The sequence below is a fragment of the Streptomyces fuscichromogenes genome (assembly GCF_014645815.1).
GTDB lineage: Bacteria > Actinomycetota > Actinomycetes > Streptomycetales > Streptomycetaceae > Streptomyces > Streptomyces fuscichromogenes.
The window spans coordinates 136,034-162,247 of record NZ_BMML01000023.1 but is presented as its reverse complement, the minus strand read 5'-3'; the positions used below and the strand labels follow the sequence as shown (position 1 = coordinate 162,247).

General features: G+C 71.5%; 23 protein-coding genes, 1 tRNA gene and 1 riboswitch. Of the genes, 13 read left to right on the top strand and 11 right to left on the bottom strand.

The window, feature by feature from the left end:
* Positions 1-77: 77 nt before the first annotated feature.
* Both IEZ11_RS37845 and IEZ11_RS37840 read right to left on the bottom strand, forming a co-directional pair.
* A complete protein-coding gene (locus IEZ11_RS37845) occupies positions 78-3,098 on the bottom strand; it encodes a SpoIIE family protein phosphatase (RefSeq protein WP_189267592.1) in 3,021 nt (1,006 codons plus the stop codon).
* A gap of 112 nt (positions 3,099-3,210) precedes the next feature.
* A complete protein-coding gene (locus IEZ11_RS37840; RefSeq protein ID WP_189267534.1) occupies positions 3,211-4,122 on the bottom strand; it encodes a cyclase family protein in 912 nt (303 codons plus the stop codon).
* A gap of 413 nt (positions 4,123-4,535) precedes the next feature.
* Here IEZ11_RS37840 and IEZ11_RS37835 point away from each other — a divergent pair, with 413 nt between their 5' ends.
* A complete protein-coding gene (locus IEZ11_RS37835; RefSeq protein WP_373295023.1) occupies positions 4,536-5,819 on the top strand; it encodes a PP2C family protein-serine/threonine phosphatase in 1,284 nt (427 codons plus the stop codon).
* Between the two features lie 87 nt (positions 5,820-5,906).
* On the opposite strand, the gene IEZ11_RS37830 is transcribed toward IEZ11_RS37835, so the two are convergent.
* Complete coding sequence (locus IEZ11_RS37830; protein WP_189267532.1) at positions 5,907-6,485, bottom strand: TetR/AcrR family transcriptional regulator; 579 nt, start codon at positions 6,483-6,485, stop codon at positions 5,907-5,909.
* Between the two features lie 212 nt (positions 6,486-6,697).
* Between IEZ11_RS37830 and IEZ11_RS37825 the strand changes: the two genes are divergently transcribed.
* Positions 6,698-8,125 (top strand): MFS transporter, encoded by a 1,428-nt coding sequence (locus IEZ11_RS37825; protein ID WP_189267531.1) that lies wholly within the window; start codon positions 6,698-6,700, stop codon positions 8,123-8,125.
* Positions 8,126-8,170: 45 nt separating this feature from the next.
* A tRNA-Pro gene (locus tag IEZ11_RS37820) sits at positions 8,171-8,244 on the top strand.
* Between the two features lie 79 nt (positions 8,245-8,323).
* On the opposite strand, the gene IEZ11_RS37815 is transcribed toward IEZ11_RS37820, so the two are convergent.
* Together IEZ11_RS37815 and IEZ11_RS37810 are read right to left on the bottom strand one after the other, a co-directional pair.
* Positions 8,324-9,154 (bottom strand): oxidoreductase, encoded by an 831-nt coding sequence (locus IEZ11_RS37815; RefSeq protein WP_189267530.1) that lies wholly within the window; start codon positions 9,152-9,154, stop codon positions 8,324-8,326.
* Positions 9,155-9,169: 15 nt separating this feature from the next.
* Complete coding sequence (locus IEZ11_RS37810; RefSeq protein WP_189267529.1) at positions 9,170-10,045, bottom strand: NmrA family NAD(P)-binding protein; 876 nt, start codon at positions 10,043-10,045, stop codon at positions 9,170-9,172.
* Positions 10,046-10,673: 628 nt separating this feature from the next.
* On the opposite strand from IEZ11_RS37810, the gene IEZ11_RS37805 reads away from it, so the two are divergent.
* Entirely contained in the window at positions 10,674-12,290 is a 1,617-nt protein-coding gene (locus IEZ11_RS37805) for a succinic semialdehyde dehydrogenase (protein ID WP_189267528.1), read from the top strand.
* A 9-nt stretch (positions 12,291-12,299) separates the two neighbouring features.
* Here IEZ11_RS37805 and IEZ11_RS37800 read toward each other — a convergent pair whose 3' ends face one another.
* The 4 genes from IEZ11_RS37800 to IEZ11_RS37785 form a co-directional block, all read right to left on the bottom strand.
* Complete coding sequence (locus IEZ11_RS37800) at positions 12,300-13,697, bottom strand: sensor histidine kinase (protein ID WP_189267527.1); 1,398 nt, start codon at positions 13,695-13,697, stop codon at positions 12,300-12,302.
* Positions 13,690-14,367: a response regulator transcription factor gene (locus tag IEZ11_RS37795; RefSeq protein ID WP_189267526.1), complete on the bottom strand. Its 678-nt coding sequence runs from the start codon at positions 14,365-14,367 to the stop codon at positions 13,690-13,692. Before IEZ11_RS37795 ends, IEZ11_RS37800 begins: the two co-directional genes overlap by 8 nt.
* A 104-nt stretch (positions 14,368-14,471) precedes the next feature.
* Complete coding sequence (locus tag IEZ11_RS37790) at positions 14,472-14,717, bottom strand: hypothetical protein (protein ID WP_189267525.1); 246 nt, start codon at positions 14,715-14,717, stop codon at positions 14,472-14,474.
* Between the two features lie 184 nt (positions 14,718-14,901).
* Positions 14,902-15,537, bottom strand: coding sequence for a TetR/AcrR family transcriptional regulator (locus IEZ11_RS37785; protein ID WP_189267524.1), 636 nt, complete (start codon positions 15,535-15,537; stop codon positions 14,902-14,904).
* A 232-nt stretch (positions 15,538-15,769) separates the two neighbouring features.
* Here IEZ11_RS37785 and IEZ11_RS37780 point away from each other — a divergent pair, with 232 nt between their 5' ends.
* From IEZ11_RS37780 to IEZ11_RS37765, 4 genes are all read left to right on the top strand, one after another.
* Entirely contained in the window at positions 15,770-17,107 is a 1,338-nt protein-coding gene (locus tag IEZ11_RS37780; protein ID WP_229713611.1) for an MFS transporter, read from the top strand.
* Positions 17,104-18,669, top strand: coding sequence for an MFS transporter (locus IEZ11_RS37775; protein WP_189267522.1), 1,566 nt, complete (start codon positions 17,104-17,106; stop codon positions 18,667-18,669). The genes IEZ11_RS37780 and IEZ11_RS37775 overlap by 4 nt, the downstream gene beginning before the upstream one ends.
* A gap of 253 nt (positions 18,670-18,922) precedes the next feature.
* Positions 18,923-19,408 (top strand): DUF2269 family protein, encoded by a 486-nt coding sequence (locus IEZ11_RS37770; RefSeq protein WP_189267521.1) that lies wholly within the window; start codon positions 18,923-18,925, stop codon positions 19,406-19,408.
* A 235-nt stretch (positions 19,409-19,643) separates the two neighbouring features.
* The gene (locus IEZ11_RS37765) at positions 19,644-19,982 is read left to right on the top strand and encodes a DUF2218 domain-containing protein (RefSeq protein ID WP_189267520.1); all 339 of its coding nucleotides are present in this window, start codon (positions 19,644-19,646) and stop codon (positions 19,980-19,982) included.
* 105 nt (positions 19,983-20,087) lie between these two features.
* Here the strand turns inward: IEZ11_RS37765 and IEZ11_RS37760 are convergent, their stop codons facing one another.
* Entirely contained in the window at positions 20,088-20,897 is an 810-nt protein-coding gene (locus tag IEZ11_RS37760) for a hypothetical protein (RefSeq protein WP_189267519.1), read from the bottom strand.
* Positions 20,898-20,987: 90 nt separating this feature from the next.
* Positions 20,988-21,245, bottom strand: a complete 258-nt coding sequence (locus IEZ11_RS37755; RefSeq protein WP_189267518.1) for a hypothetical protein — start codon at positions 21,243-21,245, stop codon at positions 20,988-20,990.
* 172 nt (positions 21,246-21,417) lie between these two features.
* Here IEZ11_RS37755 and IEZ11_RS52080 point away from each other — a divergent pair, with 172 nt between their 5' ends.
* The 5 genes from IEZ11_RS52080 (at position 21,418) to IEZ11_RS37735 (ending at position 25,960) form a co-directional block, all read left to right on the top strand.
* The gene (locus tag IEZ11_RS52080) at positions 21,418-21,549 is read left to right on the top strand and encodes a hypothetical protein (protein WP_268239948.1); all 132 of its coding nucleotides are present in this window, start codon (positions 21,418-21,420) and stop codon (positions 21,547-21,549) included.
* Between the two features lie 93 nt (positions 21,550-21,642).
* A complete protein-coding gene (locus tag IEZ11_RS37750; protein WP_189267517.1) occupies positions 21,643-22,515 on the top strand; it encodes a glutathione S-transferase C-terminal domain-containing protein in 873 nt (290 codons plus the stop codon).
* A gap of 77 nt (positions 22,516-22,592) precedes the next feature.
* Positions 22,593-22,716, top strand: a riboswitch (SAM riboswitch).
* A gap of 386 nt (positions 22,717-23,102) precedes the next feature.
* Positions 23,103-24,083, top strand: a complete 981-nt coding sequence (locus IEZ11_RS37745) for an amino acid ABC transporter permease (protein WP_189267516.1) — start codon at positions 23,103-23,105, stop codon at positions 24,081-24,083.
* Positions 24,080-24,868, top strand: coding sequence for an amino acid ABC transporter ATP-binding protein (locus IEZ11_RS37740; RefSeq protein WP_189267515.1), 789 nt, complete (start codon positions 24,080-24,082; stop codon positions 24,866-24,868). The genes IEZ11_RS37745 and IEZ11_RS37740 overlap by 4 nt, the downstream gene beginning before the upstream one ends.
* Before the next feature lie 66 nt (positions 24,869-24,934).
* Positions 24,935-25,960, top strand: coding sequence for an ABC transporter substrate-binding protein (locus tag IEZ11_RS37735; RefSeq protein WP_189267514.1), 1,026 nt, complete (start codon positions 24,935-24,937; stop codon positions 25,958-25,960).
* Positions 25,961-26,214 lie beyond the last annotated feature (254 nt).

The following is a 26,214-nucleotide window of genomic DNA, read 5'->3' as shown; positions in this document are numbered from 1 at the left end:
GATACTAATGGTACAAATAATTACATTCAGGATTTGGCGCCCGCGATGACACCAACGGGTCAGCCGCGCTCACGGCTTCAGGCGGCGTCGAGCCCGCACTCGGCCCAGATGACCTTGCCCTGCCGGATGTAGCGGGTGCCCCAGCTCTGCGCCAGCTGGGCCACCAGGAACAGTCCGCGGCCGCCCTCGTCGGTGCTGGCCGCCCGGCGCAGGTGCGGGGCGGTGTTGCTGCGGTCGGAGACCTCGCAGATCAGGGTGCGGCCGTGCAGCAGTCGTACCCGCACGGGACCGGAGCCGTGCCGGATGGCGTTGGTGACCAGCTCGCTCAGCATCAGCTCCGCGGCGAACCCGGCCTCCTCGAGTCCCCAGTCGGCCAGCTGGCGGAGCGCCGCGGCGCGGACCTCGCTGACCAGGGCGGGGTCGGCGGGCAGGTCCCAGCTGGCGATCCGCTCGGGGGCCAGGGCGTGGGTGCGGGCGACGAGCAGGGCGATGTCGTCATGGGGGTGGACCGGCGCCACGGTGTCCAGGACCGTCTCGCAGATCTCCTCGGGGGTGCGCTCCGGGTGGGCGAGGACGCCCCGCAGCCGGTCGAGGACCACGTCGACGTCGCGGTCCCGGCCCTCGATGAGCCCGTCGGTGTAGAGGACCAGCCGGCTGTTCTCGGGGAGGTCGATGTCGACGGCTTCGAAGGGCAGGCCGCCCAGGCCCAGCGGGGGTCCCGCGGGCAGGTCGGGGAAGGAGACGGTGCCGTCGGGGCGGACGAGCGCGGGGGGAGGATGTCCGGCGCGGGCCATGGTGCACTGCTGCGTGGTCGGGTCGTAGACGGCGTACAGGCAGGTCGCGCCGAAGACGCCCGCCCCGCCCGCGATGGGATCCTCCCGGTCGAGGCGGCCCACCAGGTTGTCGAGGTGGGTGAGGACCTCGTCCGGGGAGAAGTCGAGCTCGGCGAAGCTGCGGGCGGCGGTGCGCAGCCGTCCCATGGTGGCGGCCGAGAGCATGCCGTGGCCCACGACGTCGCCGACCAGGAGACCGACCCGGGTGCCGGAGAGGGGGATGACGTCGTACCAGTCCCCGCCGACGTCGGACTCCGCCGGCAGGTAGCGGTGCGCCACGTCGACGGCGTCCTGGTCCGGCAGCCCCTGTGGGAGCAGGCTGCGCTGGAGCGCCAGGACCATGGTGCGCTCACGGGTGTAGCGCCGGGCGTTGTCGATGGACAGGGCGGCGCGGCCGGCGAGCTCCTGGACGAGCGAGCGGTCGTCGTCGTCGAAGGGCGCGTGGTGCTGCCCGCGGTAGAACACGGCCACGCCGAGGATGACGCCGCGGGCCACGAGGGGGACCGCGATGAGCGAACTCAGCTGGGCCAACAGCGTCTCGGCGCGCAGCGGATCGTGGCCGATCCAGCCCATGGCGCTCCGCAGGTCCGGTTCCAGCACCGCCTGCCCGCTGGTCAGGCAGCGCTGGTGCGGAGTGGCCGGGCCGTAGTCGGTACGTTTGCCGACCGGGTCGAAGGGACAGTCGTCGCGGATGCCGTGGACCACTGTGCGGTAGAGGTCGGAGAAGGGGTCGGTGGCCTCCTCGCCCCGCAGCACGGCCTCGGGCAGGTCGATCGTGACGTAGTCGGCCAGCCGGGGCACCGCGGTCTCGGCGAGCTCCTCGGCGGTGCGGCGCACGTCCAGGGTGGTCCCGATGCGCGTGCTGGCGTCGGTCAGCAGCTCCAGGCGGCGGCGCGCGGCGAGGGCGTACCGCCCCACATGCGCCTCTCCCACCAGCACCAGCCCTCGCGCCGGGGGGTTCGCCGGGGCCGCCGAGCCCCGCCGACCGCCTGCCGCGGCCCTGGCCCCGGCCCCGGACTCCGACCTGCCTGCGGGTTCGCTGCCGGGTTCGCCTACGGCTTCGGCTTCGCGCGCCTCTGCCCGGAGCGGGACGAGACCGGTCGCTGCGGGGACGGGAACCGCCGCGGACGGCGGGACGGCGGGAACGACGGACATCGCCTGGACGACGGGGGAGACGGGGGAGACGGGGGCGGGCGCGAGGGCGGAGGCGGCGGAGGCCACGGCGGCTGCGGCTGCGGCGGACGTGGTGGGTTCGGCGGAGGCGGCGGAGCCGCCGGACGTGGCCGTGTCGCGGGTGAAGTCGGTGGGGACGAGGGTGAGGCGCACGGGCTCCTCGGCCGCCCAGGGGACGAGAAGGGGCTCGTACGGTGCGGGGCCGGGCAGGATGGCCTCGGTGACGAAGCCCTCCACTCCGGTGGCGGTCGTCATCGGTCGGCTCACCAGCGTGACCCGCCGGCCGTCGGACAGCGCGACGCGGACCGCGGCGCGCTGTGCGCAGGAGATCAGCTCGACGGCCTTCTCCATGAGGATCGCCCGGTCGCAGGGGCGCATGCCGAGCGTCAGTTCGCCGACCCCGACGCTGTGGTGCGGTTCGGCGGCGGTCTCGGCGCTGGTGTCCAGGTACGTCCGCAGCAGGGCGCGCTCACGTTCGGAACTCTGTCCGAGCAGCCGTCGCTCGATGGCGCGGGCCGCCCGGCGTATCACGCCCGCCAGCGCCGGGTCCTCGGCGCTGCGCGGGTAGCCGAGGCACAGGACGCCCTCGATGCGGCCGCTGATCGGGTCGCGGACGGGCAGCGCCCGGCAGGCGTTGCCCTGCGCGCGCTCGGCGAAGTGCTCGGCGCCGTAGACCTGGACGAGCTGCCGTTCCGCCAGCGCCAGCCCGATGCCGTTGGTGCCGGCGTACTGCTCGGCGAACACGAACCCGGGGACGCGCTGGAACGCCGGGAGGCTCCTGGCCAGGGACGTCTCGCCGAAGCGGCGCAGCAGGACGGTGCCGTCCCCGTCCGCCAGGGAGATGTTCATCCTGCTGCCGGCGAACCAGGACTGGAGTCGGTCGAGCACCGGCCCGGCCGCGCGGACGATCCGGGCGTCACGCTCGAAGTCGTCCCGGAAGGGGAGTCCGGGCTGGTCGGGGGAGAGTCCCAGGGCCCGGCAGCGCTGCCACGAGTTGGAGATGGGGACGCGTACGCCGGCCTCGACCGCCTCGCCCTGGAGGAAACGCTCACGCGAGCGGGTGGGTCCGTTGCCGTCCGTCGCACGCCCCATCTCCATCGCTTTCCCGCCGCCCCGAACCACGCTTCGCCTCATTCGCGCCCGCAGAGTCCGTTTTCTGAAACAATACGATATATAGGAGGTTACGGGCATTTCTCGCCCCGCGTCACAGCACGGCGACCGGGTTGACCGGCGAGCCCGTCCCGCCCGGGATGTTCAGCGGTGCCACGACGAGCAGGAACTCGTGGCGTCCCGCCCGGTCCGTCGCGGCCGACAGGGCCTCCAGGTCGAGGTTGTCCAGGAGTGGCACCCCCATCGCGGCCACCACCAGGGCATGGACGGGCGAGTGCACACCGTCCACCGGCGAGGGCCGTACGTCACTGTCGCCGTCTCCGCCGAGCAGGGCGATGCCGCGCTCGGCGAGCAGCGGTACGGCGTCCACATGGAGGCCCGCGGACGCCGTGTCCGGGTCCCAGGCGCCGAGTTCCGTACGGCGACGGGTCTGCCCGGAGCGCAGGAGCACCGCGTCGCCCTCGCCGATCCGCACGCCGAGTGCCTGTTCCGCGGCGAGGAGGTCCTGCGCGTGCACCGCCCGCCCCGGCTCCAGCCAGCGGATCCCGAGCACGGCGGGGAGGTCGAGGAGCACTCCCCGGGTCACGAGGGGGCCGAGCGCCGACACCGCTCCGAAACGCGCCCCGGCCGCGCCGACGACGTCCTTCGCGGTGCGGCCGTCGTAGAGCCGCCCCCGGTAGGAGACATGGCACAGGGCGTCGAGGTGGGTGACGGCCTTGCCGTGGTAGTCGGCGGCGATGAAGTCCTTGTGGGTGGCGGGCTCCGGGCTCTGCACGTCTCCGAGGTCGGTCATGTGGTGCAGGGCGGGCCTGGGGTTGTCGGGGCCGGGCACGGTGTTCCAGGGCAGCGCCAGCGGCACCACCCGGCCGGACCGCACGGTCCCCGTGGCCCGGCGTACCCGGTCCTCGGTCACCCGGTTCCAGGCGCCGCGGTCGGCCGGACTCCAGCGGCCCCAGGTACGCACCGCGTCGAAGAGGGCGTCGAACTCCCGACGGGAAACAACCACCCCGTCCCCGACCGCCCCTGGCCCCGGCTCCGGCCCTGGCTCCGGTTCCGCCCTTGGCTCCGGTTCCGCCCCTGGCTCCGGCTCCGGCCTCGGTTCCGGCCCTGGCTCCGGTTCCGCTCCTGGCCCTGGTTCCGGCCCACGCCTCGGTTCCGGCCCTGGCTCCGGCCCCGGCCCACGCCCCGGCCCCGGCTCCGGCCCCGGGCGGTCCGTGGGTCTCGTGTTCATCCGTACTCACCGTTCCCAGTGTCGGCGCCCGGCCTCGGCGGCACCCCGTGGGCCCGTCGGCCGGATTCTCAGCCTGGCACGGCCCGCGCGGTCCCGCCGGGTCACGCGTGCGTGCCCCGGCGGGCCGACCGGGGCGGTCCGTGATGGCACACGGCGGGCAGAGCCCCAGGACGGACCGTAGATTGAGGATGAAGCCGTTGAGGCGGGAAGGAGCGTCAGCGGTGGCATCCCGGGTTGATCACGCGGCGCTGTTCGCCGCGACGCCGAGCCCCTATCTGGTGCTCGGTCCGGACCTGGTCATCGTCGACGTGAACCGGGCCTATCTGGCGGCCACCGGACGCACCCGGGAGGACCTGCTCGGGCGGCACATCTTCGTCGCGTTCCCGGACAACCCCGCCGACCCCGACGCCGACGGGGTCAAGAATCTCGGCGCCTCCCTGCACCGGGTCCTGGTCACCGGCCGGTCCGACACCATGGCGCTCCAGAAGTACGACATCCCCGTCATGGGCCGGCCCGGGGTCTTCGAGGAGCGCTGGTGGTCCCCGGTGAACACCCCGGTGGTCGACCCGGAGGGGCAGGTGACCTACATCATCCACCGGGTGGAGGACGTCACCGCGTTCGTCAAGGAGTACCGGGCCGCCCACCCCGACGGCGCCGGGCGGGCCGGGGTCTCGAAGGAGACGCAGGCGCTGGAGGCGGAGCTGTACGCCCGGGCCCGGGAGCTGCAACGGCTGAACGAGGAGCTGCGGCAGGCCCACACCCGCGAACGCGAGGTCGCCGTCATCCTCCAGGAGGCCATGCTGCACGCCCCCGACCTGGCCCACCACCGTGACATCGCGGTGCGCTACCTGCCCGCCACCGGCTCCCTCAACGTCTGCGGCGACTGGTACGACGTCGTCGACATCGCGCCCGACCGGCTCGCTGTAGCGGTCGGCGACGTCATCGGCCACGGCCTGGAGGCGGCGGCCGTCATGGGCATGCTCCGCAGCGCCCTGTCCGCCGCCATCCGGGCCCTGGAACGGCCGGCCCAGGCCCTGGAGGTGCTCGGCCTGTACGCCAGGTCGGTGGAGGGGGCGCTGGGCACCACCGCCGTCAAAGCGGTCATCGACATGCGCAGCCGCCTGATCACCTACAGCAGCGCGGGCCACCCGCCGCCGATACTCGTCCACCCCGACGGCAGCCGCGAACTGCTGGACCAGGCCACCGACCCGCCGCTGGGCGCCCGTCCGCAGCACGTTCCCCGCCCGCAGGTGAGCCTGCCGTACAAGCCCGGTGACACCCTCGTCCTGTACACCGACGGGCTGATCGAGCGACGGGACCAGGACATCGACGTCGGCCTGGATCAACTGGCCGACATCCTCTGCGAGTTCGTCCACCTGGGCACCGAGGAACTGGCCGACACCGTGCTGGCCCGGCTGGGCGTCGCCAGCGGCGGCCGGGACGACGTCGCGCTCATCGTCGTAAGGCTCTGACGCGGGACTCTGACGCGGGACTCTGACGCGGGACTCTGACGCGGGACTCCGACGCGGGACTCCGGTCGAAGGCCGGCGGTCCCGGTCCTATCGGGCGGTGCGTACCCCGTCCAGGGCGATGCCGAGAACGCGGTTGCGCTGGGCGTCGTCCTCGAAGGCCGTCGCCGTGATGCCGGAGACCATGCGGAGCAGGTCGCCGATCTCCATGTCGGTGCGGACCACGCCCGCCTTCTGGGCCCGCTCCATCAGCGGGCCGCCGGCCGCGTACATCGAGTCACGGCACGCCTGGAAGATCTCCGACTCGTCGTTCAGCGCCTCGCGCACCGCCCGCTTGGTGACCATGTAGCCGGTGAAACGGTCCAGCCACGAGGTCAGCGCCTCCCACGGCTCCAGCGCGGCCAGGTCCAGGGCGGTCCGGCACAGCGCGTTGACCTCGTCCGCGTAGACGCTCTCGAAGAGGTCGCGGCGGGTGGGGAAGTTCCGGTACAGGGTGCCGATGCCGACCCCCGCACGGCGGGCCACGTCCTCCAGGGAGACGTCCGCGCCGCGCTCGGCGAACGCCTCGCGGGCGGCCGTGATGAGCGCGTCGTAGTTGCGGGCCGCGTCCTTGCGGTGCGGTCTGCGGGCCGCGACGATCCCGCTGACCGGGAACGGGGTGTCCGTCACTGCTGCCTCCCGTGTGGCAAGGATGAACCGGAGGGGCTCCTCGACTTCGGTTGAAGCGGAGGGTTCCCTCCAGTAGAGTGGAGGGGTACCTCCACTTTAGCAGTGCGGAGCGGTACCGCCATGGCCGGACGCGGCCCGGTGTGCCCTTCCCGCACGTTCGCAGACATCTCTCGCACCGTTTCCCTCCGTTCCGATTTCGGAGAGGCTCTTTCATGCCCCGGAAGTCCACCCGCCTCACCTTCGCGGTCCTCGCGACCGGTGCCGGCGTGTTCTCCATGCTCCAGTCGCTGGTCGCGCCGGCCCTGCCGACCGTCCAGCACGCCCTGCACACCTCCCAGTCCACCGCGACCTGGGTGATGACGGCCTATCTGCTGTCAGCCTCGGTCTTCACCCCGATACTCGGCCGGGTCGGCGACCTGATCGGCAAGAAGCGCACCCTCGTCGCCGTCCTGCTGGCCGTCCTGGCCGGCTGTCTCGTCGCCGCGCTCGCGCCGAACATCGGCGTCCTGATCATCGCCCGGGTCGTCCAGGGCATCGGCGGCGCCCTGTTCCCGCTCTCCTTCGGCATCATCCGGGACGAGTTCACCCCGGCCGAGGTCAGCGGCAGCATCAGCAACCTGTCCGCGGTGATCGCGGCCGGCGGCGGCGTCGGCATCGTCGCCGCGGGACCGATCGTCTCGGCGCTCGACTACCGCTGGCTGTTCTGGATCCCGGTCGGTGTGGTCGCGCTGACCGTCCTGATCGCCGCCCGGTACGTCCCCGAGTCGCCCAAGCGGGCCACGGGCAGCGTCAGCTGGCTCGGCGCCGGACTGCTCTCCGCCTGGCTGGTGGCGCTGCTGCTGCCGCTGAGCCAGGCCGGGCAGTGGGGCTGGGGTTCGGCCAAGGTGCTGGGCCTGTTCGCCACGGCCGTCGTCCTGTTCGCCGTCTGGCTGCTCACCGAGGCGCGCTCCGCCAGCCCGCTCATCGACCTGCGCGTGATGCGGCTGCCCGCCGTCTGGACCACCAACACGGCCGCCCTTCTCTTCGGCGCCGGCATGTACGCGATCTGGTCCTTCCTGCCCGGCTTCGTCCAGACCCCCGCCTCGGCCGGCTACGGCTTCGGCGCCACCGTCACCGAGTCCGGCCTGCTCATGCTGCCGATGCTCATCGCCATGTTCCTGTCGGGCGTCATCGGCGGCCGCCTCGAACCCCGCGTCGGCGCGAAGGCGCAGCTCACCGCGGGAGCCGCGCTGGGCGCCGTCGCCTGCGGCTTCCTGACCCTCTGGCACGACCAGCAGTGGCAGATCGGCGTGGTCGCGGGCCTGTTCGGTCTCGGTATCGGCCTGGCCTTCGCCTCGATGGCCAACCTCATCGTCGGCAGTGTGCCGCCCGAGCAGACCGGCGCCGCGACCGGCATGAACGCCAACATCCGCACCATCGGCGGCTCCATCGGCGCCGCGCTCACCAGCGTCCTGGTCACCGGGCGGCTCCAGTCCTCCGGGCTGCCGTACGCCTCCGGCTACACCCACGCCTGGGCCCTGCTCGCCCTGTTCTGCCTGACCGCCGCCGCGGCCGCCCTCCTCGTCCCGGTCCGCCGCGCGAGCCGCGTCGCCGGCCCGGTCACGGAGCGGCCGGCGGCAGCACCCGTACGCGTGCGGTAGTGTTGACCTGCGTGATCACGCGGAACCAACCGCGTGACTCCGCAGCGGGACGTGGCGCAGCTTGGTAGCGCACTTGACTGGGGGTCAAGGGGTCGCAGGTTCAAATCCTGTCGTCCCGACTTTACGAAGTCGCAGGTCAGAGGTCATTCCAGAGAGGTTCTGGAGTGGCCTTCGGCCGTTTTCGGGGACCGGTTCGGGCTAGTCGTGGTCGGTGGAGAGAGCGACGTGCCGCCAGGCGTCCAACTCCTTCTGGAAGGCGCTCAGTTTGGCGTCGAAGGCCTGAAGGGTGTCGGCGCCGAGCGGCAGGCGCAGGGGCGGCTCGGGGGCGGCTGCCATCTCCACGATGGCGCGCGCGGCCTTGGCGGGGTCACCGGGCTGGGTGTGGTTCAGGCTCGCGGCGGCCGTACGCATCGCGCCGACGGTGGCCGCGTAGTCGTCGATGGTGTCCAGGCCGGTGCGCAGGTGGGCCGGGTCGAGGAAGTCGGTGCGGAAGAACCCCGGTTCCACCAGCGTCACATGGATGCCCAGGGGGGCCAGTTCGGTGTGGAGGGTCTCGGTGAAGCCTTCGACGGCGAACTTCGTGGACGTGTAGATGCCCCAGCCCGGCGCCGTGGCGAAGCCGACGAGCGAGCTGATGTTGATCACGTGGCCGGAGCGCTGACGGCGCAGTACCGGCAGTACGGCGCGCTGGACGGCGAGCGGACCGAACACGTTGGTCTCGAACACCGCGCGCACCGCGGCGTCGTCGGACTCCTCGACGGCGGCGAGCAGGCCGGTTCCGGCGTTGTTGACCAGGACGTCGATCCGGCCGAACCGTTCGACCGCGGCGGCGACGGCCGCCTGGATGCTCTGCGGGTCGGTCACGTCCAGCGGGACGGCTAGCAGCGTGTCGCCGGCGTCGGGGAACCGCTCGCCGACGGTTGCGGCCTTCCTGGCGGTGGCGACCACTTGGTGGCCTGCGGCGAGGGCGGCACGGGTGATCTCCAGGCCGAGGCCGCGGGACGATCCGGTGATGAACCAGACGCTCATTGTCTTCTCCGGTGTTCAGGTGGTGGGCAGGTCGAAGGCCGCGCGGTTCTGGGCGATGAAGGTCTCGACGTCGAGGGGGTCGCTGCCGCCGATCGTCCTGACCAGGTCGTTGGTGCCGGCGAAGACGCCGTTGCGGTAGTCGACGGCCACGGCGAGCAGGTGCTGGATCAGGTGGTCGGGCGCGCCGCGCCCGCGCAGGATGGCGGCGAACTCGTCGAGTTCGACGGGCACGTAGGTGACCTCACGGTCCAGCGCCTTCGACATCTTCTCGGCGATCTCGTAGTGGTCGAGTTCCTCGGCCCCGTAGAGCGGGTAGATCTGGCCGGCGTGCGGGGCGGGGTCCTCCAGGACGGCCGCGATCACCTTGGCCTGGTCGCTTTCGGCGATGGGGGCGTGGCGTCCGTCGGCGAACGGCAGGCGCAGTTCGCCGGTTCCGTCCGCCCAGGTGTCGATCAGCCACTGGGCGAAGAAGGTCGGGCGGATGTGGGTGACCGGGACCGGGGCGTGGTCCAGGACGCGTTCGGCGACCCAGTGCTGGCGGGCCGCGTTGCTGGCGGTGTGGCGGCGTGCGGACACCTGGGACATGTTCACGATCGCCTGGACCCCGTTCTCCTCCGCCGCCTGGGCCACGTTCGCGGTGGCGTCCATCAGGCCGGGGCGGATCGGATAGGTGAAGTACAGGGCGTCGATCCCCTTGGTCGCCTGGGACAGGGAGTCCAGGTCGAGGACGTCGCCTTCCGCGATGTCCGCTCCGAGGGCGGCGAGCCGCTCGGCGCGTGCGTCGCGGCCGCGGACGAGTGCGCGGACGCGGTGTCCGCGCCGGAGCAGGAGTTCGGTGGTCTGGCCGCCGGTCTTGCCGGTGGCTCCGATCACGAGCAGGTTGCGTTCCATGGGGGATGATCTCCGTTTCCTGAGTTGTCCAGGGAGAAGCCGGCGGTAACTCCAGCGTCAGCCGTTCGAGGAGGCTTCGCAGAAGACGGGCGTGTGGCGGGGCCGGGTCGGCATCCTGTCCACCTCCGAAAGAATGGGCTTGGGAGCCCTTTTTGCTGTCTCCAGGGAACACCTCGAAGAATGGGTTGTCAAGCCCTTTTTTGTGGTGCGGCGGTCCGCGGGCCGGCCGTGAAGGGCCTGGCCGGCCGCGAGCGCATCGTCCGGGCGGTCGCCGGGGCTGTCTTTCGGGGTCGACCCCGCGTCCGGGGGGCGGGTACCGGCGGCGGGTCGGGCGCGTCCCCTCGGTGGGGCCGGCCGCCGTGCGGTGAGGCCTGTCGGGATCGCCTTGTGCGGATAGCGTCGGCTTCACGGCCTGTGCGCCCTGGTTCCGCCGGAGTTCGGCCGGTGTCCCGTGGGCGGTCGTCGGTGCGCGGGTGGCATCCGATTTCTTGACATCTCGTTCCACAATTTCATACGGTTCATGACAGGTCGGTCCAGAACGCGGGTGTCCGCTGCTCGCGCGATCTCGACCGGCGGGGCAAGCAGTGGATTGCGTGCTATTTCTGTCTAGTGATCGGGATATGCGTAGATGAGCATCACGTCAGGAACCGGCGATGCGGCTACGGGTGACAGCAACCCTGTCGCGGCGCGAGGCAGCCGGACGGCGACCGATGTGGTCACCCCTGAACTGGTGTCCCGACTCACTCGGGGTGTCGAGGGCAGCGGCCGGACCGTGAGCCGTACCCCTATGACGGGCGAGATCGTCGCGGAGCTTCCCGAGTCGAGACCGCACGATGTGGAGGAGGCCTTCCGCAGGGCACGGGAAGCCCAGCGGGAATGGGGCTCGCTTCCGGTTCGAAGGCGTGCGGCGGTGCTTCTCCGATTTCATGACCTCCTCCTGGACCGACAGGCCGAGGCGATGGACCTGATCCAGGTGGAGACGGGGAAGGCCCGTCTGCACGCACACGAGGAAGTGCAGGGGGCCGCCGTGGTGGCCCGGCACTACGGGCGCAAGGCCTCCGCGTACCTCCGGCCGCAGCGGCACCTCGGCGCGTTTCCGGTGTTGACGAAGGTCACCGAGTGGCACCACCCACGAGGCGTGGTCGGGCAGATCGTGCCCTGGAACTACCCCCTCGAACTCTCCCTGGGGGACGCGCTTCCCGCTCTCGTCGCCGGCAATGCCGTGGTGACGAAACCGGACACGCAGAGCGCCCTGACGCCGCTGTGGGCGCGCGGGCAACTGATCGAGGCCGGGCTGCCGGCCGACGTCTGGCAGATCGTCGTCGGTGACGGCCGGGTCGTCGGGTCCGCCGTCGTGGATCAGGCCGACTACGTCACGTTCACCGGTTCTGTCCGCACCGGCCGGGATGTCGCGGCCCGCGCGGCGGCCCGTCTGGTCGGCGCGTCGCTCGAACTGGGCGGCAAGAACGCCCTGCTCGTGCTGGCCGACGCGGACCTGGACAAGGCGGCCGAGGGCGCGGTGCGCACGTGCTTTACCTCGGCCGGTCAGTTGTGCCTGTCGGCCGAGCGGATCTTCGTGCACGCGTCGGTCGCCGCCGCGTTCCTGGAGCGGTTCGTCCGAGGCACACGGGCGCTCTCCCTCGGTACGTCGCTGGGCTACGGGGTCGGCATGGGTTCGCTGGCGGGCCCGCGTCAACTGGACACGGTGTCCCGGCACGTCGACCAGGCCGTCGCCGAGGGGGCCACGGTCCTCGCCGGGGGAAAGCCGCGTCCTGACGTCGGCCCCTTCTTCTACGAGCCCACCATCCTGGACGGCGTGCGGCCCACGATGGCCGTGCATGCGGAGGAGACGTTCGGACCGGTCGTGTCGGTGTACCGCTTCACCGACGAGGACGAGGCGATCGAGCGGGTGAACGCCACGCCGTACGGCCTCAACTCCAGTGTGTGGACGAAGGACACCCGGCGCGGCGAACGCGTCGCGGCCCGGCTGCAGAGCGGCACCGTCAACGTCAACGAAGGCTACACATCGGCCCATGGCAGCGTCCGGTCTCCGATGGGCGGCATGAAGGACTCCGGGCTCGGCCGCCGGCACGGCCGCGAGGGCATCCTCAGCTACACGGAGCCGCAGACCGTCGCCACGCAGCGGATCCTCCCCCTGGCACCGTCCCTGGGCATGGACGATCAGCGGTACGCGGCTTTCATCAGCCTGAGCCTCCGGGCCATGAAGACGCTGAGGCTCCGCTGATCCGACCTCTCACCGGTTCCCGGTGGCACCGCCGCTCTGCTGCGGCGGTGCCTGCTCGTCCTGACCGGCGATGATTTCCTGGCCGGTCCGGGAGACCGGGTCCGCTGTGGGCAGTGCCAGCACCAGACGGGCGCCGGTCCGGCCCGGCAAGGGCTCCCGTGCGAAGAGACTTCCGCCGTGGGCGACACACACGTCGCGAGCGATGGCCAGTCCGAGACCGCTCCCGCCGCTCCTGGCCGTCCGGGCGTCGTCCAGGCGTACGAAGCGGTCGAAGACGCGCTCGCGGGCCTCTTCCGGAATGCCGGGGCCGTCGTCGCGGACCTCGACGACCACCTGGTCGTCACCGACGAGGACTTCGACCTGTACGTCTCCGGCCGCATGGGCGAGGCCGTTGTCGATCAGGTTCTTCAGCGCCCGGGTCAGCGAGCTGGGACCGCCGAAGACGGTGTCGGGCCGGTCGGGCACGGGTGCGGCCGCGATCAACGAGACCGGCTGGTCGGCGTAGAGGTCACCGATGACGTCGCGGACGAACTCGGTGAACGGGATCGGCTCCCCCTTCAACGGCTGATGGGCGTCCAGGCGGGCCAGGAACAGCAGGTCGTGGACGATCTCCTCCAGGCGGGTGACATCGGCGAGCGACTCGTCGACGATGTCCGGCCAGTCGGTCTGCTCCGGAAGCATTCTGGCGATCTCCAGCCGGGCGCGCAGCGTCGTGAGCGGTCCGCGCAACTCGTGTGACGCGTCCGACGTGAAGGTCTCCAGCCGGTTCACGGCCCGCTGCAACTGATCCAGGCCGGTGTTCATCGTCGCGGCCAGCAGGGCGACTTCGTCGTCCGACGACCGCACCGGTACCCGGTGGTCGAGGCGGCCGGCGGTGATCTTGGCGAACTCGGTGCGGAGGGATTCCACCGGACGGAGGACCCGGCCCAGGGCGTACCAGATCAGCCCGGCCATGAACACCAGCTGGAGGACAGCCGCGAGGACCAGGGCCCAGGCGATGGAACCGATCACCGTGCGGGTGGACGTGAGCCGGGGATCGGCCTCGATCGTGTAGACACCCGTGTCCGTCCGCACCGTCACCCTGCCGCTGTTCGGACCGGCCGGTGTCGGCCGCGCGGAGGGGCCGGGGACGACCTGTCCTTCCGGTACGAGGCTCAGGCTGACGTCGGGGGCGTCGTGTCTGACCGTCTCGACGCTGGCACCTTGCCGCAACTCGCGCTCGGCGACGCGGAGTTGTCTGTCGGCGGCTTGCCGCGCCGAGCCGGCGAGACCGGCATGGACGAAGAACAGGAGGACGGCGGCCGACACCGTCACCGCGACCATGGTCAGGAAGACCAGCGCCGCGGTGGTCCGGCCGCGCACCGTGCGGGGCAGCAGCCCCGTACGGCGCCGGCCCGGCTCAGGCACCGTCGGAGCGCAGCCGGTAACTGCCGCCCGCGACAGTCTCGATGCTCGCCCGGCCGAAGGGGCGATCGATCTTCCGGCGGAGCGCGCTGACGTAGACCTCCACGAGGTTCGCACCGCGTCGATCCGCGCTGTCCCAGACGGCGTCGAGGACGGCCGTCTTGTGCACGGCGGTGTCCGGGCGCTCGGCCAGACAGGCGAGTACCGCGAACTCGCGCCCGGTCAGCGGGACTTCGGTGCCCGCGCGACGGCAGCGCCGGGCCGCGCGGTCTATCTCCAGATCGCCCAGGTGCTGAACGGCCCGTACCTCGGGCCGGCTGCGGCGCAGCAGCGCGAGCAGTCTGGCACCCAGCACCACGAAGGAGAACGGCTTGATCAGGTAGTCGTCCGCTCCGGTCTCCAGCCCCTCGGCCTGGTCGTAGTCGCCGTCCTTCGCCGACAGCATGAGGATCGGTGTGCGGTCACCGGTGGACCGCAGGTGCGCACAGACCTGGTAACCGTTCATCCGCGGCATCATGACGTCCAGGATGATGACGTCGTACGCCTCCGCCGCCGCTCGTTCGATGCCTTCCAGGCCGTCGTGGGCGGCGTCCACCGCGTAGCCCTCGGCACGTAGTCCCCGCTGCAGAAGGGCCACGAGACGGGCGTCGTCGTCTATCACAAGTACTCGCATGGGCATCTCGTCCTGTACGGCAGCGGAGGGCAACTCGGGCGCGCGGTCCGTGGATTCGACGCCACCCGTGCCGGGAGCCCGGTCGGGCTCCCGGCATCCGAGGCCTACCTGGACGGCCTGACGGGGTGCGAGTGCACCTGCGACGGACCGGCATGCGGATGCGAGTGCACCGTACACGGGGTCAACTCGACCTCCGACACGGCCGACTTGACGGCCTTGCCGCGGTGCGGACCGGTCGCCGAGGCCGAGGCGGCGGCCGGTCCGTGGGACATCACCGCGAGTGCGGCGAGGGTGGTGACGGTGAGCGCGCCCGCCCGGCGCAACCGGCCGTGCTTCAGAAGCGGTGCCATGAGGAACTCCTCCATCGTCCGCGTCGTGAGCCGCCGCGGACTGCTCCGCTTCGCACCCGACGCCTGTGCAGAACGGGAACACCATGGCGGGGGCGCGCTGAAGAGCCGCTGAAGGTTCTGAAGGGACCTTCAGCCCCGCGTACGAGGCCTCCAGGGGCCCGCCGGGGGCGCGAACGCTGCGGGCCTACGGCGTGGCGGCCGACCGGGGCACCCACAGGGACCGGGCCCGCGCCGTGAGCGGGAGTCCTTGGAACGCGTGATCGCAGACGCGGTCCAGTGCGGCCGTGTCGAGCCCTGCCCTGGCCATCACTTCCATGCCGCGATTGACGGCCATGAGGAGGTGGGCGACTTCGGCGGCGTCCGCCTCGGGGTCGAGGTCGCCGTGGCGCTGGGCGGCCCGGACGCATTCGGTCAGTGAGCGCCCGATGCTCGCGAGGGCCTGCCGCACGCGTGCCTCGGCCCGCGGATCGTGGTCGACTCCCTCGACGACGAAGCCGGTGACCATGCAGCCGAGTCCGTCCGGGTCTTCGTGGACGAACCGCGCCGACTTCACGAGATAGGCCCGCAGCCGTTCCAGCGCGGTGTCGTCGGGGCCGTCGAGTACGGCGGCCCAGCCGGCCTCGTTGCGGTCGCAGTAGGCCGACAGCGTCTCCAGGTACAGCGTGTTCTTGTCCCCGAAGGCGGCGTAGAGGCTGCCGCGGCCCAGCCCGCCGGCCTTGGCGATGTCGTCGACGCTGGTGCCCGCGTAGCCGGTCCGGCGGAACTTTCGCTCGACGGCCCGCATGACCTGGGCCCTGTCGAAACCTGGTGGACGTCCCATGGGGCCACCCTACAGGCCGCGCAAGCATTCTTGACATGTCGTTCCAGAAATTCGTAGGGTTTTTGACGAAGCGGTCCAGAACTGTGCCGCGCGCCACTCACGGCATCCCCCGAAGCCCACGGAACGGACGAGACGCATGTCTTCGCAAGATCAGATGGCCCCTGCGCGAGCGCAGACCGAAGGCGGGGCAACACCGAGAGCACGGCCCGCTCTCATCCTCGCGGTGCTGGCCATGGCGAGTTTCCTCGGCCAACTCGACGTGTGGATCACCAACGTCGGTCTGCCGAACATCGGGCAGGGCCTGGGTTCGACCTCGCTGTCGGACCTGAGCTGGGTGCTCAACGGCTACGCGATCGTCTTCGCCGCCCTGCTCGTCCCCGCGGGGCGGCTCGCCGACCGCTTCGGACGCAAGAGCGGCTTCCTGCTCGGCATGGCCGTCTTCGTGGCGGCGAGCCTGGGCGCGGCCCTGTCCGACGACGTGTGGGTGCTGGTCGTCTTCCGCGCCTTTCAGGCGGTGGGCGCCGCCCTGCTGACCCCCGCCAGCCTCGGTCTGGTCCTGACCAGCGCCCCCGCCGACAAGGTGGAGCGGTACGTCAAGATCTGGTTCACCGCGGGCTCGCTGTCCGGGGTGTGCGGACCGATCTTCGGCGGGCTGCTGGTGCAGCTCTCCTGGCGTTGGCTGTTCCTGGTGAACATTCCCGTCGGGCTGCTCGCCATCGCGATGGCCGCCCGGCTCGTGGCCAACGTCAAGCACGAACAGGACGCCCGCATCCCCGACCTGCTCGGCGGTGTTCTGCTGATCGTGGTGGTCGGCGGCCTGGCCCTCGGTGTGGTGAAGGCGCCCGACTGGGGCTGGTCGGACACCCGGGTGGTCACGTCCCTGGCGGTGGCAGCGGTCGGGTTGCTGGCGTTCCTGTTCCGCTCGTCCCGGCACCGGGTGCCGGTGGTCGACCTCTCGCTCTTCCGCGACCGGATCTTCGCCTCGGCGAACCTCGCCGGCCTGCTGCAGGTGGCCGCGTTCGGCAGCCTCCTGCTGTCGACGATCCTCTGGCTGCAGACCCACTGGCACTACTCCGCCATCAGGACCGGATGCGCCAGCCTGCCCGGCCCGATCGGCTTCGCGGTCGCCGCCACCGCCAGTGAGACCCTCCAGCGCCGGTTCCGGATCCCGGCCGGCGTCATCGCGGCGGTCGGCAGTGCGATCGCCTCCGCCGGCATCCTTCTCTTCGCCGTTCTGCTGCACAACGACCCGAACTACGCCTCCGGGGTCCTCCCGTGCTGGCTGCTCTTCGGGTTCGGCGCCGGCCTGGCGCTCCCGACCGTCGTCTCTTCCGCGACCGTCGGCCTGCCTCCCGAGCAGGCCGCCACCGGCAGCGCCATCGTGACCATGTCGACCCAGATCGGCTCGGTCGTCGGCATCAGCATCCTGGTCGCCATGCTCGGCACCGCCTCCGGCGGCGCCTCCCTGGCGACCTACCGGCACGCGTGGCTGGTCACGATGGCCCTCATGGCCGTCGCGGGCGTGGTCTCACTGGCCGTGTCGCAGAAGAGGACGGTGGCGGTCCGATGACGGCGTCCGTTCCGGACCGGGCCGCCCAGGCCTCGGCGCCCGGCGGCGGGCGGGCCCGCTGGCTCGGCCTTCTGGTGGTCTGCCTCGGCGTGATGATGGCCTTCGTCGACGTCACCTCCACCATCTCGGCCCTGGGCGACATCCAGAGCGACCTGCACGTCACCGCGAGCACGCTGGTATGGATCACCAGCGCGTACAGCCTCGCCGTCGTGAGCTTCGTGATGTCCGCCGGGACCTTCGGCGACCTCGTGGGACGTCGACGCGTGTTCAGCCTGGGTGCCGCCGTCTTCCTGGCCGGCAGCGTGCTCGCCGTCTTCGCCGACAGCGCCGGCACGCTCATCACCGCACAGGCCGTCGCGGGCCTCGGCGGCTCGGCGGTGCTGCCCACGAGCCTGGCGATCGTCAGCGCCACCTTCACCGACCCGCGCGAACGCACCTCCGCGATCGGCATCTGGGCCGCGTGCTCGGGAGTGGGCCTGGCCGTCGGCCCGATCCTCGCCGGAGCCCTGCTCGAACACTTCTCCTGGCACGCCGTCTACATCGCCAACATCGTCATCGCCGCCGCGGCCCTCCTGCTGGCCCCGGTCTTCGTGACCGAGTCCAGACACCCCACCCGCAGGCCCGATCTCGCCGGCCTCGTGCTGGGAACGGTGATGACGGCCTCGGCCACCTACGCGATCATCCAGGGCGGCTCCACCGGATACACCAAGGCGCCGATCATCACCATGTACGCGGTCTTCGCCGTGTCCCTGTTCCTGTTCGTACGCGCGGAACTCCGCCACCCCGACCCCATGCTGGACCTGAGGCTCTTCCGGAGCGCGGCCTTCTCGGCCGTCATGGGCGTGGCCGCCGTCAGCGTCTTCGGACTGGTCGGTGTCGCCCTGCTCAGCGTGCTCTACATGGAACGCGTGGGACAGACCAGCCCCGTCGACGTCGGCGTCCGCCTGCTGCCGCTGTTCGGAACGTTCCTCCTGGTCACCGTGGTGTCCGCCCGTGTGCTGGTGCACCGGGTCGGCCTCACACCCCTGATCACGGCGGGTCTGGTCCTCATCGGAGCCGGGTCTCTCGCGCTGCTCGCGACCGATGCCTCGGGACGCTACGGCGCGATGTGGCCCGGACTGCTCATCGCGGGAGTCGGCGCGGGACTGCTGACGGCGCCTTCGACGGCCGCCGCGGTCAACAGTGTCCCGCCGGCGCAGCAGGGCATGGCGTCGGCGGCGGTGAACATGGCCCGCCAACTGGGAACCGTGCTCGGCCCCAGTGTGCTCGGGACGATCGTCACCAGCCGCTTCCCCCGCAACCTCCACGACCGTCTCGTCGAGGCAGGCATCCCCGCGCGGCAGGCGGACCGGATCGTGGAGGGCGCGTCACACGGCGGCGGCGCGACGGGCCTCCCCGCGTCCTTCGCCCGTGTGGTGGGCGCGGCGGTACCGAGGGCGTTCACCGACGCCGTGCACCTGGGCAACGTCGTGGGCGGAGTCGTACTGATCGTCATGGCCGTGCCGGCGGCGCTGTTCGTCCGCCGGAAGGCGCACGGTCCCCGGACGCCCGCCGAAGCGTGATCGGACACGCCAACGGGACGGTCCGCGGCGCCCCCAGGACTTCTGGCCGCGGAACGTCCCCGGCAGCGGCCGGTGTTGACCGCGCCGCACGGACATCGACACCCGCACCACCCATGAACCGACCATCGGCCGGGCACCCGACGGGAACCTCCGCGCGACACCGTGATCGGCCGTCGGCCCGGTTCGAGCCAGACCGAGACCGCGCGCCCGACGCCCCGCGTCGGATCCCTGCGTGCGAAAGGGAGACACAGGCATGGCCAAAGTCCTGCTCAGCATCCACGTGCTGGCGGCGATCCTGCTCATCGGACCGGTCACCATCGCGGCGAGCCTGTTCCCGCGCTTTGCGCGCCAGGCACTGGCCGACGGACCCGCGCGGCAGCCGGCCGAGGGCGCGGTCCGGCTGCTGCACCGGATCTGCCGGGTCTACGCCGTGGCCGGCGTCTCCGTCCCGGCGTTCGGCATCGGCACCGCGGAGGTGATGGGCGTGCTGGACAGCGCCTGGGTCGTCGCCTCCATGGCGCTGACAGCGGTGGCCGCCGTCCTGCTGGGCATCGCGGTGCTCGGCACCCAGGACGACGTGGTCACCCTGCTCGACACACCCGAACGGACGTCGGCCTCCGTGGAGTCGCTCGCCGCCCGGCTGCCCCGCCTTTCGATGACCACCGGCCTGTTCGCCCTCGCCTGGCTGATCGTGGTGGTCCTGATGATCGTCCGCCCCGGCTCGACGACCGGGGCATAGCTGCTCGCCGTACAGGGCTTCTGGGCGAGCGTCCTGACCTGTGGTTTCGGCGAGGCCGACGGTGCAAGCGTGACCGTGCACCCGGATGAGTGAACGGCGCTCACGGGTCTTGACGACGTCAGCTGACGCGGCCGGCATGCATAGCTTGCGGCCCCCGGTACGGCGCCGCACCCCCTGCCCGGACGTAGCGTGGGCCTGTCACCCATGCCCGCCCCCGCAGCACCAGGAGTCCCCGATGGCCCGCTCCGAAGCCCGCGTTCCCACCGACCGCCCCGCCCGCTACGCCAAGCAGCTCGCCTCGCATCTGGGCCGCCGCTCGCAGACCAGCTGGGACGAGGAGACCGGCACCGGAGGCATCGTCTTCCAGAACGGCACCGGCACCCTCACCGCGGCCGAGGGCGCCCTGCTGCTCACCGTCGAGACGGACCCCGAGAACCTCGACGTCCTGGAGGGTGTGGTCGGCCGGCACCTGGTCCGGTTCGGCACCCGTGACGAACTCGTCGTCGCCTGGCACCGCGACAACGGGGAACCGGGCACCACCCAGAGCAACCCGGGGGACCCGATGCCCCACTGACCTGGGGCCTGTCCAGTACGAGGGCCTGCGCCCGGCACGCCGAGAGCACGCACCTGACGCCGCGAGGCCGCCCTCCGGGCGACGACGGGAACTGTCGGACAGGCCCTAGTCGAACTGGCTGGGCAGTGGTGCCGGGGTCTTGCCGGCCAGTACGTCCTTGAGGCGCTGGGCGCCGTTCTGCAGGGCCAGGGCGGTGCTGTCGTGATCGGCGCCGGACAGGCCGCCGTTGGTGACCGCAGCCCCGGAGGCGCCGACACGAAACGCCGCGACGTCCAGGGTGGTGGTGGCGGGCTGCCCGTTCGAGGTGCCCTGGACGGTGACCGTGAGCGCCGCCAGCGCGTCGGCCACCTTGGGCGGTTCCTTGTACTCGACGACCTGCACGGTCCGCTTGCTGCCGTCCGAGGCGGTGGCCGTGAACTGGTTGCACTTCTCCGGCAGGCCCTTCAGCCAGTCGATGGTGGCGTCCATCTTGACCTGGCCGTAGTCCCCGACCTGGTACAGCAGCCGGGAGTCCTGGGAGGTGAAGCCGCGCAGCCCCGAGGCGCCGGTGGCACGGCCCAGCAGGGTGTCGGAGTAGAGGCTGTCCAGCAGCCGCTGGCAGTCGGCGGCGGCGGCCTTGGCGGTGAGGAACTCGGCGACGTCGACCCTGCCGACCAGCATCTGGTTGCGCCAGGTGGCGGCGTCGGCGGCCAGCTGCCAGTCGTCCTCGATGTCGGCCGGCGTGATCAGCGCGGCCTGCGCTCCGGCTCCGGTCAGGGCGGGGGTGCGCGAGGGGGCCGGGGGCCGCTCGGCCGCGGGGGAGACGGGCGCGGCCTCGGGGGAGCCGCTGCCGTCCGAACATGCCGCCGTGGCGAACAGGGTCCCCGCGGCCAGGGCCGTGGCGAGAACACGCGCGGGTCGGGACGGACGGGTCATCGCGACTGCCTCCTCGGGAACGCGGTACGTCCCTCCACGCCACCACCGGCCACCGGCGCCGACCACTCGCACGGGCCGTTCGGGTGAGCGTCATGATCCGGCCGCCGCGATCCGCACCCGCCGGCTGCCGCAGCGCGGGCACACCGCGTCGGTGAGCGGCGACGGTACGGCCCGCCCGGCCTCGTCCACGTACTCCAGGGTGCTCTGGAGATCCGGGTCGGCGACCGGGTCGGTGAAGAACACCGCCTGGAAGGTGGCCTCCCAGCCGTGGTCGCACCGCCCGCAGCGGAACGCGAAGGTCTCGGGCACGGCACCGGGCACCGGCCCGGGTCCCGGGGGCTCGGTCATCGGCTCCGGCTCCTGTCACTCGGCCTCCGGCACCCAGCGCACCGCCCCTTCCGTCCGGCGGCAAGTCGGGGCCGGGGCGGCGCCGGGTGTCCCAGGCGTGGACGCCCCCTTGACGCCGGGCGGAGGCCGATCGACACTCCAGAAAGGAATCCTAGTGAAAAGGTAGGGAAAGATGGGCCGCCTGCGCACGCCCACCGGCAGACAGCGCCGCGAGAGCCCCGCGCCCCGGACCGGCCCCCCGCTCACCTCCCGCCGCCACCTCGACCTGCTCCGGATGTGCGGCGCCACCGGCCGCAGAGGCTGAGCACCCCCTTCAGGACCCGCCGCCGCTCGCCGAGCACCCACCGACGAACGCTTCCGCCGCGCGTACGTCCGCGCGCCCGCCCCGGGGAGACGCATGTCCATCACTCCACTCGCCGCCGTCCCGTCCGTCCGTACCGCCCCCGCCTTCCGGGGCCGCATCGGCCGGGACGCGCGCAGCGGCCACTACGCCGTGCCGCGCCGCTACCGGCTCCACCTCTCGACCGCCTGTCCGGACGGCCTGCGCATCGCCGTCGGGCACGGCCTGCTGGCCCTGGACGACTGTTGTCCGGTCACCTACCTGCCCGCCGTCCCGGACTGTCCCGACGGCAGCCACGCGGCACTGCGCCCGCTGTACGAGGCCAGCGCCCACCACTACTCGGGACCGGCGCTCGCGCCGGTGTTGAGCGACGACTGGTCCGGCCGGATCGTCAGCACCCACAGCCGGGACATCCTGCGCGACCTGGACCGGCACTTCGCGGACGGCGCCACCCGGCTCTACCCGGGCGGCGCCGAGGCCGAGATCGAGGCCGTCGAGCGGCTGTGCGCCGAGGGCATCGAGCAGGCCGCGCAGCGGGCCGGCCGCGAGGGCGGCGACCCGCAGGCGCTGGCGATGCTGCTCGCCTCCCTGGACGCACTCGAACTCCGGCTGACCGGGGTGGAGTTCCTGGTCGGCGGGCAACTCACGGCTGCGGACGTCGAGTTGTGGGTGACCCTGGTGCAACTCGACACCGTGCACCGCAACCACCTGGACGCCGCCGCCGTGCACGCCATCGCCGGCCACCCGGTGCTGTGGGCCTACGCCCGGCGGCTGGCCGCCCATCCGGCCTTCGGCGCCCACCTCGACCTCGACGGCATCGCCCGCCGCCACCACGGCCGTTGCCAGGGTCTGGAAGCCGCCGGAGCGGCCGTCCAGATCCTGGACTGGGCAGGCCACGCGGCGGACGCTCCCGGCGTTCCCCGCAGGTGAGAGCGGTCCGAACCGTTTCGCCAGTCGGACAGGCGTTGACATTCGTTCGGGCAACTGCGTTACTTGCGGACCAGAACGGTCAAGAGCGTCAGCGTCAAGCCCTGGCTTGCTGACCGGCAACCCTCGCTTCGCGGTGGGGTGCCCCAGGTGACGACCGGACCGATGACGTTTCGGCAAGCGACGATTCGGTAAGCGCGAGGCCCCCGGGGCCGGCTCGACAGTGACAGGTGACGGACATGTACGCAGCATCCAGGACGGCCCAGCGCCGCGCCGAGGACTGCGTACGCCCGTACCCGAGCCCGCTCGTCGCCGACCGCGCCGTCGACCTGCTCCGTGTCAACAGCGCCCTGTGTAGCGCGTGTACCGCACCGGGCTGTGCCCGCTGTCGGGTCTGACCAGGCCTTTCCGCCGGTTTCCCGCAGCTCCGCACCCCAGCGTCCCCGTCGAAGCACCGGCCGCCCGGTGTGCCGCCGTCCGCCCAGCCCCGTGCCCCGCGCGCCCCCGCGCACCGTGCCGTGCCCGAACACGGCGCGGTGCGCGGCCTCCGCCGTGGGACACGTGGGTGTCCGACTCCGCCGGAGCCCGCCATGAGTGAACCCCCAGGCGCCACGATCGCCCCCGAGGCGCCTCCCGTCGCCGACGAACCGTCAAAACCTCTCGCCGCCCAGCGAGTTCTGCCGCTGCGCAGGCCGGGACGGTGGATCGCCACCGCCGTCGTCCTGGTCCTGGTCGCCCAGTTCGTGCACGGACTGGTGACCAATCCCTTCTACCAGTGGGACCGCTGGGGCTACTGGTTCCTGCGGCCGACCATCCTCGACGGGCTGGTCATCACCCTCGAAGTCACCGCCTACAGCGCCGTGTTGGGCCTGCTCGGCGGCATCCTGCTCGCCCTGGCCCGGCTCTCGAAGAGCCCGGTGCTGCGCGCGGTCAGCTGGACCTACGTCTGGGCGCTGCGCTCCATACCGCTCATCGTGGTGCTGCTCTTCCTCTACAACTTCAGCGCCCTCTACAAGACGTTGAGCGTCGGCGTCCCGTTCGGTCCGGCCTTCTTCTCCTTCGACGAGTCGAAGCTCGCCACCGACATGGCCATCGCCGTCATCGGCCTCAGCCTCAACGAGGCGGCCTACGCGGCCGAGGTGGTCCGCGGCGGCATCCTCTCCGTGGACCAGGGCCAGCACGAGGCGGCCGCCGCGCTCGGCCTGCCCAAGGGCTACCAGTTCCGGAGGATCGTCTTCCCGCAGGCGCTCAGGTCGATCATCCCGAACTACGTCAACCAGCTCATCGGCCTGATCAAGAGCACCTCGCTGGTCTTCTACGTCTCGCTGCTCGACCTCTTCGGCACCGCGCAGAGCATGGGCTCCACCTACCCCGGCGACATCGTGCCCCTGCTGCTCGTGGTCACCGTCTGGTACCTGATCCTCACCAGCGTCGTCTCCGTGATCCAGTTCTACGTCGAGCGGTACTACGGCCGGGGCGCCACCCGCAGCCTGCCGCCGACCCCCCTGCAGAAACTGCGGGCCGGCCTCACCGACCTGCGTGCCCGCATCCGCCGGGAGGCCGCCGTATGAGCACCACCGACACCCTGGAGACGGCCCCCGCCGCCCTGGAGATCCACGACGTCCACAAGTGGTACGGCACCCACCGGGTCCTCGACGGCGTCGACCTGACCATCCGTCCCGGCGAGGTCACCGTCGTCCTCGGCCCGTCCGGCTCCGGCAAGTCCACTCTCCTCAGGGTCATCAACCACCTGGAGAAGCCCGAGATCGGCTACGTCAGCATCAACGACGAGCTGGTCGGCGTGAAACGGCAGGGCGACCGGCTCAAGGAGCTGAGCGAGCGCGCCATCCTGGCCCAGCGCGGCCGGATCGGCTTCGTCTTCCAGAACTTCAACCTCTTCCCGCACCTGACCGTGCTGGACAACGTGGCCGCGGCCCCGGTCGCCACCGGAAAGCTGACCAAGCCCGAAGCCCGGGCACTGGCCAAGGAACTCCTCGAACGCGTCGGTCTCGGCGAGCGCGTCGGCGCCTACCCCCGGCAGCTGTCCGGCGGTCAGCAGCAGCGTGTCGCCATCGCCCGCGCCCTCGCGCTGCGTCCCGGAGTCATCCTCTTCGACGAGCCCACCTCCGCCCTGGACCCCGAGCTCGTCGGCGAAGTCCTCTCCGTCATCAGGGACCTGGCCACCAGCGGCACCACGCTCGTCATCGTCACCCACGAGATCGGCTTCGCCCGCGAGATCGCCGACCGGGTCGTCTTCATCGACCACGGCAGGATCGTCGAACAGGGTCCGCCCTCCGAGGTGCTCGACAGACCACAGCACGAACGGACCAGGGACTTTCTGAGCAAGGTCCTCTGACCTCCCGCCGCACCCCTCGACTTCCCCCCACGCCACCCTCATCACTCGCAGCGACAAGGAACGGCCATGTCTACCCACATCACCCGACGCAGCCTGATCAGAGGCATCACCGCGGCCACCGCCGTCGCCTCCCTCGCCACCGGGCTCGCCGCCTGCGGGGGCAACAGTGACGCGGCCACCACCACCGGCGCCGCCAAGTCCGGCGAGGTCGTCGTCGCACGGGTCTCCAACGGCGCCGGCACCCAGACCACCATCAAGGTCTCCGAGGTCAAGTCCATCAGCGCCGAACTGCCGGCGGCCCTGCGCAGGAGCGGCAGGCTCGTCATCGGCGAGGGCGCCCTGCCCGCCGGGTTCCCGCCGCTGGCGTACGTCGGCGACGACCAGAAGACCCTCACCGGTTCCGAGCCCGATCTCGGCCGCCTGATCGCCGCGGTCTTCGGACTCCAGCCGGAGATAAAGAACTTCACCTGGGAGAACATGTTCGTCGGCATCGACAGCGGCAAGGTCGATGTGGCCCTCTCCAACATCACCGACACCGAGGAGCGCAAGAAGAAGTACGAGTTCGCCTCCTACCGGCAGGACAACCTCGCCTTCATCGTGCCGAAGAAGAGCACCTGGAACTTCGACGGCGACTACGAGAACCTCGCCGGCAAGACGATCGCGGTCGGCTCCGGCACCAACCAGGAGAAGATCCTCCTGGAGTGGAAGGACAAGCTGGCCAAGGAGGGCAAGAAGCTCACCGTCAAGTACTTCCAGGACAGCACCAGCACCTTCCTGGCCCTGAACAGCGGAAAGATCGACGCCTCCTTCGGCCCCAACCCCGGCTTCGCGTACCACAACCGCCAGGTGGCCAACACGCCCAACGCCACCCGCACCGCGGGCACCTACTCCGGCGCGGGCGCCAGCCTCCAGGGCCTGATCGCGGCCACCGCGAAGAAGGACAGCGGCCTCGCCAAGCCCCTTGCGGACGCCATCAACTACCTGATCAAGAACGGTCAGTACGCCGAGTGGCTCAAGGCCTACAACCTCTCCAACGAGGCCGTCGCCAAGTCCGAGGTCAACCCGCCCGGACTGCCGCTCGACAACTCCTGACCACCTGTCAAGAAGCAACCTGCAAGGCGAGAAAGGACCGCGCCTCCGTGACGCTGCAGACCCACCTCCACGGAGGCCGGGCCCCGCTCGCACCCGATCCGTCCCCGCTCGACAACGCCGTCTGGCCGGCCCTCGCCGGCCCGGGAACGACCGTCAACCCGCCCCCGAGGCGATCCGGCTGTACGAGTCGACCGGCTTCCCCGAGCGGCTGCGCGGCCGCACCCTGCTGGTGCGCAGCCCGGGAACAACCACGG

Excerpts from the sequence above, each read along its gene's own strand:
- IEZ11_RS37740 (WP_189267515.1), top strand. The coding sequence starts at position 24,080 with ATGAGCACCACCGACACCCTGGAGACGGCCCCCGCCGCCCTGGAGATC.
- IEZ11_RS37780 (WP_229713611.1), top strand. The coding sequence starts at position 15,770 with ATGGCGAGTTTCCTCGGCCAACTCGACGTGTGGATCACCAACGTCGGT.
- IEZ11_RS37735 (WP_189267514.1), top strand. The coding sequence starts at position 24,935 with ATGTCTACCCACATCACCCGACGCAGCCTGATCAGAGGCATCACCGCG.
- IEZ11_RS37750 (WP_189267517.1), top strand. The coding sequence starts at position 21,643 with ATGTCCATCACTCCACTCGCCGCCGTCCCGTCCGTCCGTACCGCCCCC.
- IEZ11_RS37805 (WP_189267528.1), top strand. The coding sequence starts at position 10,674 with ATGAGCATCACGTCAGGAACCGGCGATGCGGCTACGGGTGACAGCAAC.
- IEZ11_RS37825 (WP_189267531.1), top strand. The coding sequence starts at position 6,698 with ATGCCCCGGAAGTCCACCCGCCTCACCTTCGCGGTCCTCGCGACCGGT.
- IEZ11_RS37810 (WP_189267529.1), bottom strand. The coding sequence starts at position 10,045 with ATGGAACGCAACCTGCTCGTGATCGGAGCCACCGGCAAGACCGGCGGC.
- IEZ11_RS37760 (WP_189267519.1), bottom strand. The coding sequence starts at position 20,897 with ATGACCCGTCCGTCCCGACCCGCGCGTGTTCTCGCCACGGCCCTGGCC.
- IEZ11_RS37775 (WP_189267522.1), top strand. The coding sequence starts at position 17,104 with ATGACGGCGTCCGTTCCGGACCGGGCCGCCCAGGCCTCGGCGCCCGGC.
- IEZ11_RS37845 (WP_189267592.1), bottom strand. The coding sequence starts at position 3,098 with ATGGGGCGTGCGACGGACGGCAACGGACCCACCCGCTCGCGTGAGCGT.
- IEZ11_RS37835 (WP_373295023.1), top strand. The coding sequence starts at position 4,536 with ATGAAGCCGTTGAGGCGGGAAGGAGCGTCAGCGGTGGCATCCCGGGTT.
- IEZ11_RS37795 (WP_189267526.1), bottom strand. The coding sequence starts at position 14,367 with ATGCGAGTACTTGTGATAGACGACGACGCCCGTCTCGTGGCCCTTCTG.
- IEZ11_RS52080 (WP_268239948.1), top strand. The coding sequence starts at position 21,418 with ATGGGCCGCCTGCGCACGCCCACCGGCAGACAGCGCCGCGAGAGCCCC.
- IEZ11_RS37790 (WP_189267525.1), bottom strand. The coding sequence starts at position 14,717 with ATGGCACCGCTTCTGAAGCACGGCCGGTTGCGCCGGGCGGGCGCGCTC.
- IEZ11_RS37815 (WP_189267530.1), bottom strand. The coding sequence starts at position 9,154 with ATGAGCGTCTGGTTCATCACCGGATCGTCCCGCGGCCTCGGCCTGGAG.
- IEZ11_RS37755 (WP_189267518.1), bottom strand. The coding sequence starts at position 21,245 with ATGACCGAGCCCCCGGGACCCGGGCCGGTGCCCGGTGCCGTGCCCGAG.
- IEZ11_RS37785 (WP_189267524.1), bottom strand. The coding sequence starts at position 15,537 with ATGGGACGTCCACCAGGTTTCGACAGGGCCCAGGTCATGCGGGCCGTC.
- IEZ11_RS37745 (WP_189267516.1), top strand. The coding sequence starts at position 23,103 with ATGAGTGAACCCCCAGGCGCCACGATCGCCCCCGAGGCGCCTCCCGTC.
- IEZ11_RS37765 (WP_189267520.1), top strand. The coding sequence starts at position 19,644 with ATGGCCCGCTCCGAAGCCCGCGTTCCCACCGACCGCCCCGCCCGCTAC.
- IEZ11_RS37770 (WP_189267521.1), top strand. The coding sequence starts at position 18,923 with ATGGCCAAAGTCCTGCTCAGCATCCACGTGCTGGCGGCGATCCTGCTC.